The sequence below is a fragment of the Aureimonas ureilytica DSM 18598 = NBRC 106430 genome (assembly GCF_000382705.1).
Classification (GTDB): Bacteria; Pseudomonadota; Alphaproteobacteria; order Rhizobiales; family Rhizobiaceae; genus Aureimonas; species Aureimonas ureilytica.
The window spans coordinates 20,498-33,307 of record NZ_ARQE01000003.1; the positions used below are offsets into that span (position 1 = coordinate 20,498).

Sequence of the window (12,810 nt, forward strand, 5' to 3'; positions counted from 1 at the left end):
CGAGCGTGGGCGAAACGAAAACGCCCGCGACGGATCGCGGGCGCGGGGTCTTTGGGCGGGCGGCGGCGCACGGGATGCGCCGTTTTTCGTCCCGCCTGCTGGGTCTCGCTTACTGGGCGGGAGCCGGCGCGGGGGCGGCGCCGTCAGCCGGCTGCGTCGCCTCGTCGGCTTCGTCGGCCGCCGCTTCCGGGTCGCTGCCGGCCTTGCCGGACATGGCCTTTTCCATCGCCTCGACCTGCGCCTTCAGGGCCGGGTCGACATAGCTGACCTTTTCCTCTTCGCGCGCCTTCTGGACCATGGCGATGTATTTCTCGCGCATGACGATCTGGCGCACCTGATCCTTCACTTCCTCGAAGGCCGGGGGCTGCTGCTTGCGCTTTTCCAGGACCTTGATGACGTGCCAGCCGAACTGGGTCTGCACCGGCTCCTTGGTGTAGGAGTTGGGCTCCAGCTTGAAGGCCGCCGCCTCGAAGGCGGGCACCATCTGGCCGGGGCCGAAGAAGCCGAGATCGCCGCCCTGCGGGCCGGTCGGGCCGGTGGACTTCTCCTTGGCGACCTCATCGAAATCCTTGCCGGCGTCGAGTTCCTTGATCGCCGCCTCGGCCTCTTCCTTGGTGGGAACGAGGATGTGCTTGGCGTGGATCTCGTCCACCGGCTTCATCGCCGCGACCTCGGCGTCGTAGCGCGCCTTCAGCTCGGCATCGGTGATCGCCGACACGCCGTTCTTCTCGAAGAAGGCGTTGTGCAGTGCGCGCTCGCGCAGGAAGGCGATGCGACGCGCGACGTCCGGGTCATCCTGAAGCTTGGCGGCTTCCGCCTCTTCGGCCAGCGCCTTGATGTCGATCAGCGCCGAGAGGACGGCGAGGCGCTGCTGCTCGGGCGGTAGCTGGCCGAACTGGGCGGCGAGATCGGCCGTCGCGGTCTGCAGATCGGCTTCGGTGATCTCCTGCGAGCCGACCTTGGCGAGAACGGTCTCGGGCGGCACGGGCGCAGGGGCCGGCGCTGCCGGAGCTGCCGCGCCGGCCGGGGCGGGCGCGGCCGTGTCCTGCGCGAGAGCGGGCGCTGCGAAGACGGCGGACGCGGCGAGAAGGGCGAGGCCGGAGGCGGCACGCCGAAGGCGGGTCGAAGACAGCATGGCGTTAAGCGAGCCTTTCAAGGAAACGGCGCCCGGCGAAGACGAATCGCGGCAGGACGGAACGGGTCTCTCCATACCGCAAAGAAGGGGCTTTGCGGTGTTTTGAGGGCCGCCGCGCGCCCCGGCGCGGCGTTGACATCATACAGGGGCGCTCTTATCTCTCGCACGTTTTAGAAGTCCAGCCGCTTCCACCTTGGCCGCATCCCGCGGACATCCGGGCCGGTCCCGGCCATCGGGCGGCGGACAACGGGCGCAAGCTGCCCGAGCGAGAGTTTCCTGGAAGGACGTGACGGATGGTGAGTTTCGGTGGCCTAGCCCGCAAGCTCCTGGGGTCGGCCAACAGCCGCCGGGTCCGCAAGTTCGAGCCGACGGTGCGGGCCATCGCGGCGCTGGAACCTGAACTGGCGGCGCTGAGCGACGAGGCGCTGCGCGCCCGAACCGCCGAGTTCCGCGCGGAGATCGCCAAGGGCAAGACGATCGAGGACCTCCTCGTGCCGGCCTTCGCGACGGTGCGCGAGGCGGCCAAGCGCGCGCTCGGCCTTCGCCCCTTCGACGTGCAGATGATCGGCGGCATGGTTCTGGCCGGCGGCTCGATCGCGGAAATGCGCACCGGCGAAGGCAAGACGCTGGTCGGCACGCTGCCGGTCTATCTCGCAGCCCTGGAAAGCAAGGGCGTCCACGTCGTCACCGTGAACGACTACCTCGCCCGTCGCGACGCGGCCACGATGGGCCGGGTCTACAATTTCCTCGGCCTGACCGTCGGCGTCATCATGCACGGCCTGTCGGACGACGAGCGCCGCGACGCCTATCATTGCGACATCACCTACGCGACGAACAACGAACTCGGCTTCGACTATCTTCGCGACAACATGAAGTACGAGCGCTCGCAGATGGTGCAGCGCGGCCACCATTTCGCGATCATCGACGAGGTGGACTCGATCCTGATCGACGAGGCGCGCACGCCGCTCATCATCTCCGGCCCGCTGGACGACCGCTCCGATCTCTACCGCACGATCGACAGCTTCATTCCCCAGCTCAGCCCTGAGGACTACGAGGTCGACGAGAAGCAGCGCCAGGTCTCCTTCACCGAGGACGGCACGGAAAAGCTGGAGCGTCTTCTCGAAGCGGCCGGCCATCTCGTCGGCGACTCGCTCTACGACATCGAGAACGTCACGATCGTCCATCACGTCAACAACGCGCTGAAGGCCCACAAGCTCTTCCAGCGCGACAAGGACTACATCGTCCGCAACGACGAGATCGTCATCATCGACGAGTTCACCGGCCGCATGATGCCGGGCCGCCGTTTCTCGGAAGGCCTGCATCAGGCGCTGGAAGCCAAGGAAGGCGTCACCGTCCAGCCCGAGAACCAGACGCTCGCCTCGATCACGTTCCAGAACTATTTCCGCATGTACAAGCGCCTCGCCGGCATGACCGGCACGGCGGCGACGGAAGCGGCCGAGTTCGCCGACATCTACAATCTCGACGTCGTGGAAATCCCGACCAATCTGCCGGTCAAGCGCCTCGACGAGGACGACGAGGTTTATCGCACCAACGAGGAGAAGTTCCGCGCGATCGCCAAGGAGATCCGCGCGGCGGCCGAGCGGCGCCAGCCGATCCTCGTCGGCACGACCTCGATCGAGAAGTCGGAAATGCTGGCCGACCGACTGCGCAAGGAAGGCCTGAAGGACTTCCAGGTCCTCAACGCGCGTTATCACGAGCAGGAAGCCTATATCGTCGCGCAGGCTGGCGTTCCCGGCGCCGTGACGATCGCCACCAACATGGCCGGTCGCGGCACCGACATCCAGCTCGGCGGCAATCTGGAAATGCGCGTCGAGCACGAGCTTGCCGAAATGCCGGATGGCCCGGAGCGGGACGCGGCGATCGCGGCGATCCGCGAGGACATCCAGCGCCTCAAGCAGGAAGCGCTCAGCGCCGGCGGTCTCTACGTGCTCGCCACCGAGCGTCATGAGTCGCGCCGCATCGACAACCAGCTGCGCGGCCGCTCCGGCCGCCAGGGCGACCCCGGCCAGTCCAAGTTCTACCTGTCGCTCCAGGACGACCTGATGCGCATCTTCGGGTCCGAGCGCATGGACACGATGCTGACGCGGCTCGGCCTCAAGGAGGACGAGGCGATCGTCCACCCCTGGATCAACAAGGCGCTGGAAAAGGCGCAGAAGAAGGTCGAGGCGCGCAACTTCGACATCCGCAAGAACCTGCTCAAATACGACGACGTGATGAATGACCAGCGCAAGGTCATCTTCGAGCAGCGCATCGAGCTGATGGACGCGGACTCGCTCGACGAGACCGTCGCCGACATGCGTCACGAGACGATCGAGCTTCTGGTCGCCCGCCGCATGCCCGAGCGCGCCTATCCCGAGCAGTGGGAAACGGCGGAGCTGACCGAGGAAGTGCGCGAGTTCCTCAATCTCGACCTGCCCATCGCCGCCTGGGCGGAAGAGGAAGGCATCGACGACGCCGACGTGCGCAAGCGCATCACCGACGCCGCCGATCAGGCCTTCGCCGAGAAGGAGGCGCGCTTCGGCGCCGACATCATGCGCTATATCGAGCGCTCGATCGTGCTGCAGACGATCGACGCCCTGTGGCGCGAGCATCTCGTCAATCTCGACCATCTGCGCTCGGCCGTCGGCTTCCGCGGCTATGCGCAGCGCGACCCGCTGAACGAGTACAAGTCGGAAGCCTTCGAGCTCTTCCAGTCCATGCTGACGAGCCTTCGCGAGCGCACCACGCAGCAGCTCATGCGCGTCGAGATCGTGCGCCCCGAGGAAACCGAAGCGCCGCAGGTGCCGCCGATGCAGGCGCATCACATCGACGCCACGACGGGCGAGGACGAGTTCGGCAATGGCGCGGCGCGTCTGACGGCGGACTTCACCCCGACCGGGGAATCGCCGCTTCAGATCGATCCGAACGATCCGCAGACCTGGGGCATGGTCGGCCGCAACGCCCCCTGCCCCTGCGGCTCGGGCAAGAAGTTCAAGCACTGCCATGGCGCCTACGAGCAGATCGTCTGAGGCAGGGCACCGAAACGCGAAAAGGCCGGCGGAGACGCCGGCCTTTTTCGTTGGCTATTCCTGATCTCGAGCTGGCAGCCAATCCATCTCCGCCTCTAGAAAAGGCTCGGCCGCCAAGGCGATACGCGCGCGAGCTTCCGGCCCGAGGGGGAGGATGGGAAGGGGCGGCGCGACCGGTTCAAAATCGAGCCTTTCGAGAAGAGCATACATCACCCGCAGGCTTCCGTAGGCTTTGAACGCGTCCCAGAGCGGCGTGAGCCGTTGGTCGAGGAACTGGGTCTCGGTCACGTTGCCGGCCTGCGCCGAGCGAACCAAGCGCAGAACAGGGGCGGGCAAGAGGCCGCCGAGCACGCTGTAGAAGGCATCCGCGCCCGCGAGCATCGCGTCCGCCATGATCCAGTCGCCGCTATAGCCAATGGCGAGGTCGGTTCGCGCCCGCAGAAACGCAAGCTCTTCGGCAATTCCGCTTGTCGCCGGCATTTTCACGCCACGCACGGTTTCGAGGTCCGCAAGGCGGACAAGGAGATCGGGGGTGAAGGTGAAATGCGTTGTGCCGGGGTTGTTGTAGATGCAAAGCGGCAGGTCCGTCGCGTCGGCGACCGAGCGGAAGTGTTCGAACACCTCGTCCTGCATCAAAGGTGTGTACGAGACGGGTGCCATGAGGAGGGCATCAGCGCGCGCCGCGAAGGCGTCCCTCGCCAGTTCCCGCGCGTGATCGGTTCGCAACGCGCCGACCCCGACGATGAGCGGAACGCGCCCGGCGACGCACTCCACGCCCGCTTCGACAGCCCGCCGTCGCTCGTCCCGGCTCAGGTAGGCATAGGTTCCGGTCGATCCGAGAAGGCCGATCGAATCGACGCCTGCGTTGCACAGGCGATCCAGCAAACGTCCCAGTGCCTCGGTATCGACGCGGCCCTCATTGTTCGTGGGTGTAATCGGAAAGGCCGAAAGGCCATGGAACGGTGTCGAGGCTGTCATGCGGCGGATCTCTCGTTTCGTCCAGCCGGCCTCATCGTCCGCTCCGATACGACGGTCCTACTGGTCCCGCGACGCGTCGCTCGTGTTCAGGGCGCGCTTCTGCAGCAGGTTCTTGAACATCGAGGTCTTGGCGTTCAGCGGCTTGCCGTCGCGGTCGAAGCCCTCGCGGCGATGCTGCTCGGCGGCATAGGCCTCGGCCGAGATGGGCGAGCCGGTCTTGTAGACGAAGGTCGACTGAACCGCGAACTCCTCCGGCGCCATGGTGGAGGCGATCTGCCTTTCCAGATCGTCGTCCGCCTTGCGCTTGGCCACGAGTTCGGCGGGCTCCGCCACGGCGGGGCAGGTGCCGTCCGGGTCGAGCACCCGGCCGTCGCTGAGCGTCGCGTCGAAGACGTAGCGCTTCTCGCAGGTGGCGACGGCGACCGGCTTCTTGGTGAGGTCGAAGCGGTCCGTGCCCTCTTTCAGCATCTTCCAGAAGGCGTAGTGCTCGGAATTCTTGTGCCGCGCCATGTTCTTGGGCGTCATGCGGAAGGGCAGAGCCTGCACCTGGATGGCCCGCTGCCCGCCCTGGAAGGCGTGGCGCGCGAGGGCGTAAAGCTCCTCCATCTGCCAGTTGTCCATGGCGTAGCAGCCGGACGAATTGCAGGAGCCATGCACCATCAGGTTCTGGCCGGTGGAGCCGTTGGCGCGGTCATAGGCGTTCGGATAGCCCATGTCGAAGGCGAGGTGATAGTTCGACTTCGGGTTCAGCTGGCCGGGGGTGACGGCGTAGAAGCCCTCGGGGGCCTGGCGGTCGCCCTCTTTCCGCTTGGGTCCGAGTTTGCCGGACCAGGCGCAGATCGGGTAGGTCTTCAAAAGCGCGAAACTGCCGTCGCCCTTCTGCTTCCAGACCTCGAGTTCGGACTCTTCCTTGTAGATCCGCACCATGATGGCGGAGTTCTCGCCCATGTTGCCGGCACGGATCAGCTTGACGAGACTCGGCGGCAGAGGTGCGTCGGCGCCCATGAGATCGCCGAAATCGGCGCCCCCCGTGCAGCCCGACAAGGCCAGGAGCGTTCCGGCGAAGAGGGTTGCGGCGGCAAGGCGGCGTACGGACATGTTCCCCTCATCCCCTCGATCCGGCCTCGTCCTCGATCGACGGGCCGGCGATCCGATCAGTCCCGGACGGAGCCGAGCATCGAGGCCCGCCGTCCCATATCGCCTTCTTGTCACGCCGGGACGGTTTCCAATCCCTTAACGAGCGATGAAAAATGCGTGACTTTCCCCGTGCGCCGGGCCCGGCCCGCGCGCCGGAAACGGGCGCATGACAAGGCGCGGGCGACCGATCAGGATCGACCCGCGCAGCTTCCCTACAGGAAAACCGGCTCCAACAAAAGGCGGGACGACCCCGTCAGACCTTGAGGTCGCGTCCGATGGCCAGGAACTTCTCGCGCCGCTCGCGCCGCAGCGCCGGGCCGTCGAGCAGCGACAGCTCGCCGAGCGCGGCCTCGATCCGGTCGGCCGCCATGTCGATCGCGGCGTCCTTGTCGCGATGCGCGCCGCCGAGCGGCTCGGGCACGATCTCGTCGATCACGCCGAAGCCCTTGAGGTCCTGCGCGGTGATCTTCATCGCCTGGGCGACGTCCTTGGCGCGCGCGGCGTCGCGCCAGAGAATGGAGGCGCCCGCTTCCGGCGAGATGACGCTGTAGATCGCGTGTTCCAGCATGAGGACGCGGTTCGCCGCCGCGATGGCGATGGCCCCGCCCGAGCCGCCCTCGCCGATGATCAGCGAGACGAGCGGCACTTCCAGCTTGAGGCAGGTCTCGGTCGAGCGCGCGATGGCCTCGGCCTGGCCGCGCTCCTCCGCGCCGATGCCGGGATAGGCGCCGGCCGTATCCACGAGCGTCACGACGGGAATGCCGAAGCGCTCGGCCATTTCCATGATGCGCACGGCCTTGCGGTAGCCCTCGGGCCGCGCCATGCCGAAATTGTGCTTGAGGCGCGTCTGCGTGTCGGCGCCCTTTTCCTGCCCGATCACGGCGACGGACTGGCCCCGGAACCGGCCGAAGCCGGCGATCACGGCATAGTCCTCGGCGAAGTAGCGATCGCCCGCCAGCGGCGTAAAGTCGGTGATGAGGCGCGAGACGTAGTCGACGCAATGCGGCCGGTCCGGGTGGCGGGCGACCTGCGTCTTCTGCCAGGGCGTCAGCTTGCGGTAGAGATCGACCAGCGCGTCGGAGGAGCGCTTTTCCAGCCGCTGGATGTCCTCCGAAACGTCGAGACTGTTCTCGCCCGAGCCGATCTTCTTCAGTTCGATGATCTGGCTGTCGAGATCGGCGACGGGTTTTTCGAAGTCGAGATAATTGTGCATCCAGCAGCGGCCCTGAGCCGTCCTCGTGCGGCCGCGCGGCGCGGGCCTCGTTGTCTCGAAGCACCGGCAATGGCCGGGCGGGGTCTTTCGCCTCGGCGGCAAGCCGGGGCGGGAGTTGTGGCACCTCCCGTCGGCCGGGCGGCGCCGCCGTCCCATAGGGGTGTTCGCGTCGGCCGGCAAACTGGCGATCCGACCCGTCTTTGTCAAGGAATGGCGCGCTTTGGCAACACTATTCCTCGGCGGCCAGTTCCGAGAGCGGATGGTGATCGGTGACGAGGCGCAGAAGCCGCTCTTCCAGAACATGGGTGTAGATCTGCGTCGTGCCGATATCGGCATGGCCGAGCAGCTCCTGCACGGCGCGAAGATCGGCGCCGTTCTGCAGGAGATGGCTGGCGAAGGCGTGGCGCAGGACATGGGGCGACACGCGATCGGACGCGATGCCGGCCCGGATGGCCAGCGCCTTGAGATCGCGCGCGAAGCCCTGCCGCGTCAGATGACCGGTTTCCGACAGGGCCGGAAACAGCCAGGGGCCCTCGGGCGCGCCGGACCCGTCCCGCAGGGCCGTGGCGAAGCGCTGAAGCGCGTCGCGCGCGCGCTCGCCGACGGGCACCATGCGCTCCTTGTTGCCCTTGCCGCGCACCACGATCAGCCGCTGGCGCGAGCGCAGGACCGCGCGCGGCAGGGACACGAGTTCCGACACGCGAAGGCCGGTCGCGTAGAGAAGCTCGACCAGCGCGTGCAGGCGAAGGGCGCGCGCCAAGGCCGGTCTCGACAGGTCCGGCGTGGCCGCGTCCGCTTCGGCCTGGCCGATCAGCGCGTCCACCTCCGCTTCCGACAGGATCTTGGGCAGGCTGCGCGCCTTGCGCGCGCCCTCGATCGGCGAGGTCGGATCGTCGGGCCGGATGCCTTCGGCGTAGAGAAACTTGAAGAACTGGCGCAGCGCGCTCATGCGCCGCTGCAGGCTGGAGGGCGCAAAGCCCTCCTCGTCGAGATGGTGGATGTAGTGGCGAATCGCCTCCGTCGTCGCGCCGCCGAGCCCCGTCCCCTCCCCCGCCAGAAACTCGCGCGCATGGTCGAGGTCGCGCCGATAGGCCTGGAGCGTGTTTTCGGCCGCGCCGCGCTCCACCGCCATCATTTCGAGGAAACTCTCGATCCGCGCGCCGTCCAGCGTGTTCGCGCTCATCGCAGGCCCTCCACGGGCGCGCCCGCGCCCGGAGCGGCGGGAGCCGCCGGGGCGGGCGTGACCGGGGTGGCGCCAGGGGCAGTGACCGCGGGCACGGGCGCGCGTCGCTCCTGCAGCGCCGGAATCGGCACGCTCTGCGTGATCGGCACGGTGTCCGGCCGCACGAAGGTCACGAGCGCCCACATGACGGAGAACACCGCGCCCGCCAGAAGCGCGAGAACGAGAAGAAGGCGTGTGAGTGTCGGCATCGGTCGGCGTGGCTTCCCTTTCGCGGCGCATCGGCCCCGCGTCTCGTCCCCTAGCGCAATCTAGGGCCCGTTATGAAGCGGGGCATCTTATCCTGCCCCTAACAGGCCCCTGCCGGCTCCAGCGAAGCGGCGGCGAGCCGCGCCCCTTGCCGCAAAGGCGTCCGCCGCGCCCGCCGAACCTCTCGGTTCGCTTGACGCATTCGGGGATTTCTGGTCTCAGACCATCGCTTTACAAGCGTTTTTGAAGCTTTCGTTCCATGACCGGTGCCGACCTCGAGCGTTCCCTTCACGATGCCGTCGCCCGGTTGAACGGGCGCGCGGTGGTGCTCGTCGGACTCATGGGTGCGGGAAAGACCACGGTCGGCAAGCGTTTGGCGAGTTTTCTCGGCCTGCCCTTCGTGGACACGGACGAGGAAATCGAGGAAGCGGCGCGCATGAGCGTCGCCGAACTCTTCGCCACCTATGGCGAGCCGGAGTTCCGGGCGCTGGAAGCGCGCGTCGTGGCGCGGCTGACCGACGGGCCGCCCCACGTCATCGCCACCGGGGGCGGTGCCTTCATGAACGAGGACACGCGCCGCATCCTGAAGGAACGCGCCGTCACGGTCTGGCTCCACGCCGATCTCGACACGCTGATGGAGCGCGTCCTGAAACGGCCGACGCGCCCGCTTCTCAAGACCGCCGATCCGCGCGCCACGATGAAGGCGCTGATGGACGCGCGCTATCCGATCTACGGCACGGCCGACATCCACATCCACTCGCGCAACGTGAAGCGCGACACGATCGCGCGCGAGATCATCCACGCTCTCGCCCGCCGTCCCATTCCGCAAAAGGCCGCCTCATGAGTGACGAGACCCGCCAGAGCGTGCGCGTCGAACTGGGGCCGCGCTCCTACGACATCCTGATCGGCCCCGGCCTTCTCGCCTCCGCCGGCGCCGAGATCGCCGCCCGCCTGCCGAAGGCCCGTCTTCTGATCGTCGCGGACGAGCGGGTGGACGATCTGCATGGCGAGGCGCTGCGCGCCGCCTTGAGCAAGGCCGAGATTCCCCACGCCACGATGCGCGTGCCCTCGGGCGAGCCCACCAAGAGCTTTCCGCATTTCGAGGCGGTGGTGGACCGCATCCTCGAAGAGCGCCTGGAGCGGGGCGACGCGGTGGTCGCCTTCGGCGGCGGCGTGGTAGGCGATCTCACGGGTTTTGCGGCCGGCGTCGCGCGGCGCGGCATGGGCTTCGTGCAGGTGCCGACCTCGCTTCTGGCGCAGGTCGATTCGTCGGTCGGCGGCAAGACCGGCATCAATTCGCCGCGCGGCAAGAATCTCGTCGGCGTGTTCCACCAGCCCGCGCTGGTTCTGGCCGACACCGACGTCCTCGAAACCCTCTCCCCCCGCGAGTTCGCCGCCGGCTATGCCGAGGTCGTCAAATACGGGCTGATCGACCGGCCGGACTTCTTCCACTGGCTGGAGGCCAAGCGCGCGGCGATCTTCGCGGGCGGCGCGGAACGGGCGGAAGCGATCGCCGCGAGCTGCCGCGCCAAGGCCGAGGTCGTGGCGGGCGACGAGCGCGAGGACGGCGACCGCGCCCTTCTCAATCTCGGGCACACGTTCGGCCACGCGCTGGAATCGGCGGCGCGCTACGACGCCGAACGGCTCGTCCATGGCGAGGCCGTGTCGATCGGCATGGCGCTCGCCCATCGCTTCTCGGTGCGCCAGGGCCTCTGCCCCGGCCAGGACGCCGAGCGTGCCGTGGCGCACCTGCGCGCGAGCGGCCTGCCGACGCGCATCCAGGAGATCCCCGGCACGCCCTTCACGCTCACCGAGCTGATGGGCAAGATCGCGCAGGACAAGAAGGTCGTGCGCGGCGCCCTCACCTTCATCCTGACGCGCGGCATCGGGCAGGCCTTCGTGGCGCGCGACGTCGACCCGGCCGAAATCGGCCGCTTTCTGGAAGCCGAACTCGGCGCCTGACCGACGCTCGGAATTACGAAGCGGGCTTGCGCGGCTCGGGCGGCGCGCGGCGGAAGGGTTTGCGCGCCAGCCAGACACGGCGCCAGCTCGGCGGCACGAGGAAGCCGGCGAGCGCCAGGGCGAGCGCCGTGCCCGCCACGCCAAAGACGGCGAGCGCGCCCCAGCGATGGGTGAGGAGCGCGCCCGTCAGCGCGCCCGTCAGCATCCCCGCCCAGGGCACGATCTGCACCCACCAGCCCTTGGCCTGCTGGCCGATCAGGAAGCGGCCGAGCCCGCGCCCGAAGCGCGACAGGGCGCCCGAGACATAGGTGACGCCGAGCGCCTGCCCGTCCACCTCCTCCAGCGCCGCGTTGAGCGCGCCCATCGCGAGAACCAGCGCGGGAATGCCGTGCGAGGCTTCTGCAAACAGAAGCGGCAGGAGCGCCAGGATGCCGACGAGGCACAGGAGCGCCGGCTGGCTCCCATGCGTCCATCGCATGAACAGGGCGCCGAACGCGTTGCCGACCACGAAGATCGCGACCACGAGGGCAAGGCGCAGGATCGCCGCGCCGTCGCCGGTGGCGAGCGCGATGCCGAGCCGCGTCGTGTTGCCGCTCATGAAGCTCACGAAATCACCCGCCAGGATGAAACCGACGACGTCGGCGAGCCCGGCGAGGAAGCTGAGGCTCGCGGCGAACAGGAGCCCCGTGGCAAAGCGCAGCCGGTTGCGCCGGCGAAGCCGCGTGCGCATGTCCGGCCCTTAGCGGCGGGTCGGCTCGCCGGGGGCGCTCGCCTCGATGGCGAGCGCATGGACGCCGCCCGACAGCTCGGCCGCCAGCGTCTCGTTCACCGCCCGGTGGCGCTGGACGCGGCTCTGCCCCGAAAAGGCCTGCGACACGATGCGCACGCGAAAATGCGTCTCGCCCGTTCCGTCGAAACCGCCATGGTGGTCGCTGCCGCCATGGTGGTGTCCGGCATGGAGATGGCTCTCGTTGACCACGGCGAGGCTTTCGGGCGAAAAGGCCTCGCGCAACTTGGTTTCGATAGTGGCTTGAATGGTCATGATCGCGCCTCACAATTGTTGAAACGGGCGGGGTGATCCGACGCCCGGATCGACACGCCCGCGCCCCTTCGGATCGCGGACCTGTTGTGGACGGGTTTTCGCGTCTGTCAATTCTTGTTCGCGTCCCTGCGGGGCCCCATAATCCGGCCGTGATGACACTCGACAACAAACTCTTCGACCAGATTCGCGTCAAACCTGCCGGCAAGAAAGCCGCCGAGAAGGTGCGCGCGCCCGAATGCATGTGGGAGGGCTGCGACCAGCCCGGCACCCACAAGGCGCCGCGCGGGCGCGACCACGAGGGCCAGTACCTCAATTTCTGCGTCGACCACGTGCGCCTCTACAACAAGTCCTACAACTACTTCTCCGGTCTCGGCGACGACGACATCCAGAAGTATCTGAAGGACTCGCTGACCGGCCACCGGCCGACGGCGCCCATGGGCACCAACAGCTCGGCCGGCCCGCGCGCGGCCGCCGCCATGCCCTCCTCGCTGCCGAGCGGTCGGCCGCGCCGCGTCAATGCGCGCATCCACGACCGCTTCAACCTGTTCGAGGGCGCCGGCGCGCCGGCCAAGCCCGCCCCGGTCAAGAAGCCGCGCACCCTGGAATCCAAGGCGCTGGAGACGCTGGGCGTGCCCCAGAACGCCAATGCCGAGGCGATCCGCGTCCAGTACAAGGCGCTGGTGAAGCAGTATCACCCCGATTCCAACGGCGGCGATCGCGGCTCGGAAGACCGGCTGCGCGAGGTGATTCAGGCCTACAAGCTTTTGAAGCAGTCGGGCTTCTGTTAATCCGGGTCGAATCGGATCGTCCGGTCCGCATTCGCTCCGCCCGGGCCTGTCCCGAAACCGAATACGAGATGTGGTGGCGCCTCGCCCGCTCAGGGCC

Annotated in this window: 12 protein-coding genes; 4 read left to right on the plus strand and 8 right to left on the minus strand. The window is 67.8% G+C overall.

Annotation, left to right across the window (positions count from 1 at the left end; translation table 11 throughout):
- Positions 1-109: 109 nt before the first annotated feature.
- Positions 110-1,135 carry a peptidylprolyl isomerase gene (locus B146_RS0107370; protein WP_019995784.1) on the minus strand — a complete coding sequence of 342 codons (1,026 nt, stop codon included), beginning with the start codon at positions 1,133-1,135 and terminating at the stop codon, positions 110-112.
- Positions 1,136-1,428: 293 nt separating this feature from the next.
- Here B146_RS0107370 and secA point away from each other — a divergent pair, with 293 nt between their 5' ends.
- Positions 1,429-4,164 carry a preprotein translocase subunit SecA gene (gene secA / locus B146_RS0107375; RefSeq protein WP_019995785.1) on the plus strand — a complete coding sequence of 912 codons (2,736 nt, stop codon included), beginning with the start codon at positions 1,429-1,431 and terminating at the stop codon, positions 4,162-4,164.
- 54 nt (positions 4,165-4,218) lie between these two features.
- Here the strand turns inward: secA and B146_RS0107380 are convergent, their stop codons facing one another.
- The 5 genes from B146_RS0107380 to B146_RS0107400 all read right to left on the minus strand — a co-directional run bounded on the left by B146_RS0107380 (position 4,219) and on the right by B146_RS0107400 (position 8,923).
- Positions 4,219-5,142, minus strand: coding sequence for a dihydrodipicolinate synthase family protein (locus tag B146_RS0107380; protein ID WP_026358423.1), 924 nt, complete (start codon positions 5,140-5,142; stop codon positions 4,219-4,221).
- 57 nt (positions 5,143-5,199) lie between these two features.
- Positions 5,200-6,240 (minus strand): L,D-transpeptidase family protein, encoded by a 1,041-nt coding sequence (locus B146_RS25315; protein WP_051091526.1) that lies wholly within the window; start codon positions 6,238-6,240, stop codon positions 5,200-5,202.
- A gap of 292 nt (positions 6,241-6,532) precedes the next feature.
- Complete coding sequence (locus tag B146_RS0107390; protein WP_019995787.1) at positions 6,533-7,492, minus strand: acetyl-CoA carboxylase carboxyltransferase subunit alpha; 960 nt, start codon at positions 7,490-7,492, stop codon at positions 6,533-6,535.
- 229 nt (positions 7,493-7,721) lie between these two features.
- Entirely contained in the window at positions 7,722-8,675 is a 954-nt protein-coding gene (locus B146_RS0107395) for a site-specific tyrosine recombinase XerD (RefSeq protein ID WP_019995788.1), read from the minus strand.
- Positions 8,672-8,923 (minus strand): hypothetical protein, encoded by a 252-nt coding sequence (locus B146_RS0107400; protein WP_019995789.1) that lies wholly within the window; start codon positions 8,921-8,923, stop codon positions 8,672-8,674. Before B146_RS0107400 ends, B146_RS0107395 begins: the two co-directional genes overlap by 4 nt.
- Before the next feature lie 257 nt (positions 8,924-9,180).
- Here B146_RS0107400 and B146_RS0107405 point away from each other — a divergent pair, with 257 nt between their 5' ends.
- Both B146_RS0107405 and aroB read left to right on the plus strand, forming a co-directional pair.
- On the plus strand, positions 9,181-9,765 hold the full coding sequence (locus B146_RS0107405; protein WP_019995790.1) for a shikimate kinase: 585 nt from the start codon (positions 9,181-9,183) through the stop codon (positions 9,763-9,765).
- Positions 9,762-10,883, plus strand: coding sequence for a 3-dehydroquinate synthase (gene aroB, locus B146_RS0107410; RefSeq protein ID WP_019995791.1), 1,122 nt, complete (start codon positions 9,762-9,764; stop codon positions 10,881-10,883). Before B146_RS0107405 ends, aroB begins: the two co-directional genes overlap by 4 nt.
- Positions 10,884-10,896: 13 nt before the next feature.
- Here the strand turns inward: aroB and B146_RS25320 are convergent, their stop codons facing one another.
- Both B146_RS25320 and B146_RS0107420 read right to left on the minus strand, forming a co-directional pair.
- The gene (locus B146_RS25320) at positions 10,897-11,613 is read right to left on the minus strand and encodes a YoaK family protein (RefSeq protein ID WP_019995792.1); all 717 of its coding nucleotides are present in this window, start codon (positions 11,611-11,613) and stop codon (positions 10,897-10,899) included.
- Positions 11,614-11,622: 9 nt separating this feature from the next.
- Positions 11,623-11,925, minus strand: coding sequence for a BolA family protein (locus B146_RS0107420; RefSeq protein ID WP_019995793.1), 303 nt, complete (start codon positions 11,923-11,925; stop codon positions 11,623-11,625).
- 152 nt (positions 11,926-12,077) lie between these two features.
- On the opposite strand from B146_RS0107420, the gene B146_RS0107425 reads away from it, so the two are divergent.
- Entirely contained in the window at positions 12,078-12,713 is a 636-nt protein-coding gene (locus B146_RS0107425; protein WP_019995794.1) for a J domain-containing protein, read from the plus strand.
- Positions 12,714-12,810 lie beyond the last annotated feature (97 nt).

Bases quoted from the DNA above. Each gene is read 5' to 3' on its own strand.
- B146_RS0107370 (WP_019995784.1), bottom strand. From the start codon at position 1,135: ATGCTGTCTTCGACCCGCCTTCGGCGTGCCGCCTCCGGCCTCGCCCTT.
- secA (WP_019995785.1), top strand. From the start codon at position 1,429: ATGGTGAGTTTCGGTGGCCTAGCCCGCAAGCTCCTGGGGTCGGCCAAC.
- B146_RS0107380 (WP_026358423.1), bottom strand. From the start codon at position 5,142: ATGACAGCCTCGACACCGTTCCATGGCCTTTCGGCCTTTCCGATTACA.
- B146_RS25315 (WP_051091526.1), bottom strand. From the start codon at position 6,240: ATGTCCGTACGCCGCCTTGCCGCCGCAACCCTCTTCGCCGGAACGCTC.
- B146_RS0107390 (WP_019995787.1), bottom strand. From the start codon at position 7,492: ATGCACAATTATCTCGACTTCGAAAAACCCGTCGCCGATCTCGACAGC.
- B146_RS0107395 (WP_019995788.1), bottom strand. From the start codon at position 8,675: ATGAGCGCGAACACGCTGGACGGCGCGCGGATCGAGAGTTTCCTCGAA.
- B146_RS0107400 (WP_019995789.1), bottom strand. From the start codon at position 8,923: ATGCCGACACTCACACGCCTTCTTCTCGTTCTCGCGCTTCTGGCGGGC.
- B146_RS0107405 (WP_019995790.1), top strand. From the start codon at position 9,181: ATGACCGGTGCCGACCTCGAGCGTTCCCTTCACGATGCCGTCGCCCGG.
- aroB (WP_019995791.1), top strand. From the start codon at position 9,762: ATGAGTGACGAGACCCGCCAGAGCGTGCGCGTCGAACTGGGGCCGCGC.
- B146_RS25320 (WP_019995792.1), bottom strand. From the start codon at position 11,613: ATGCGCACGCGGCTTCGCCGGCGCAACCGGCTGCGCTTTGCCACGGGG.
- B146_RS0107420 (WP_019995793.1), bottom strand. From the start codon at position 11,925: ATGACCATTCAAGCCACTATCGAAACCAAGTTGCGCGAGGCCTTTTCG.
- B146_RS0107425 (WP_019995794.1), top strand. From the start codon at position 12,078: ATGACACTCGACAACAAACTCTTCGACCAGATTCGCGTCAAACCTGCC.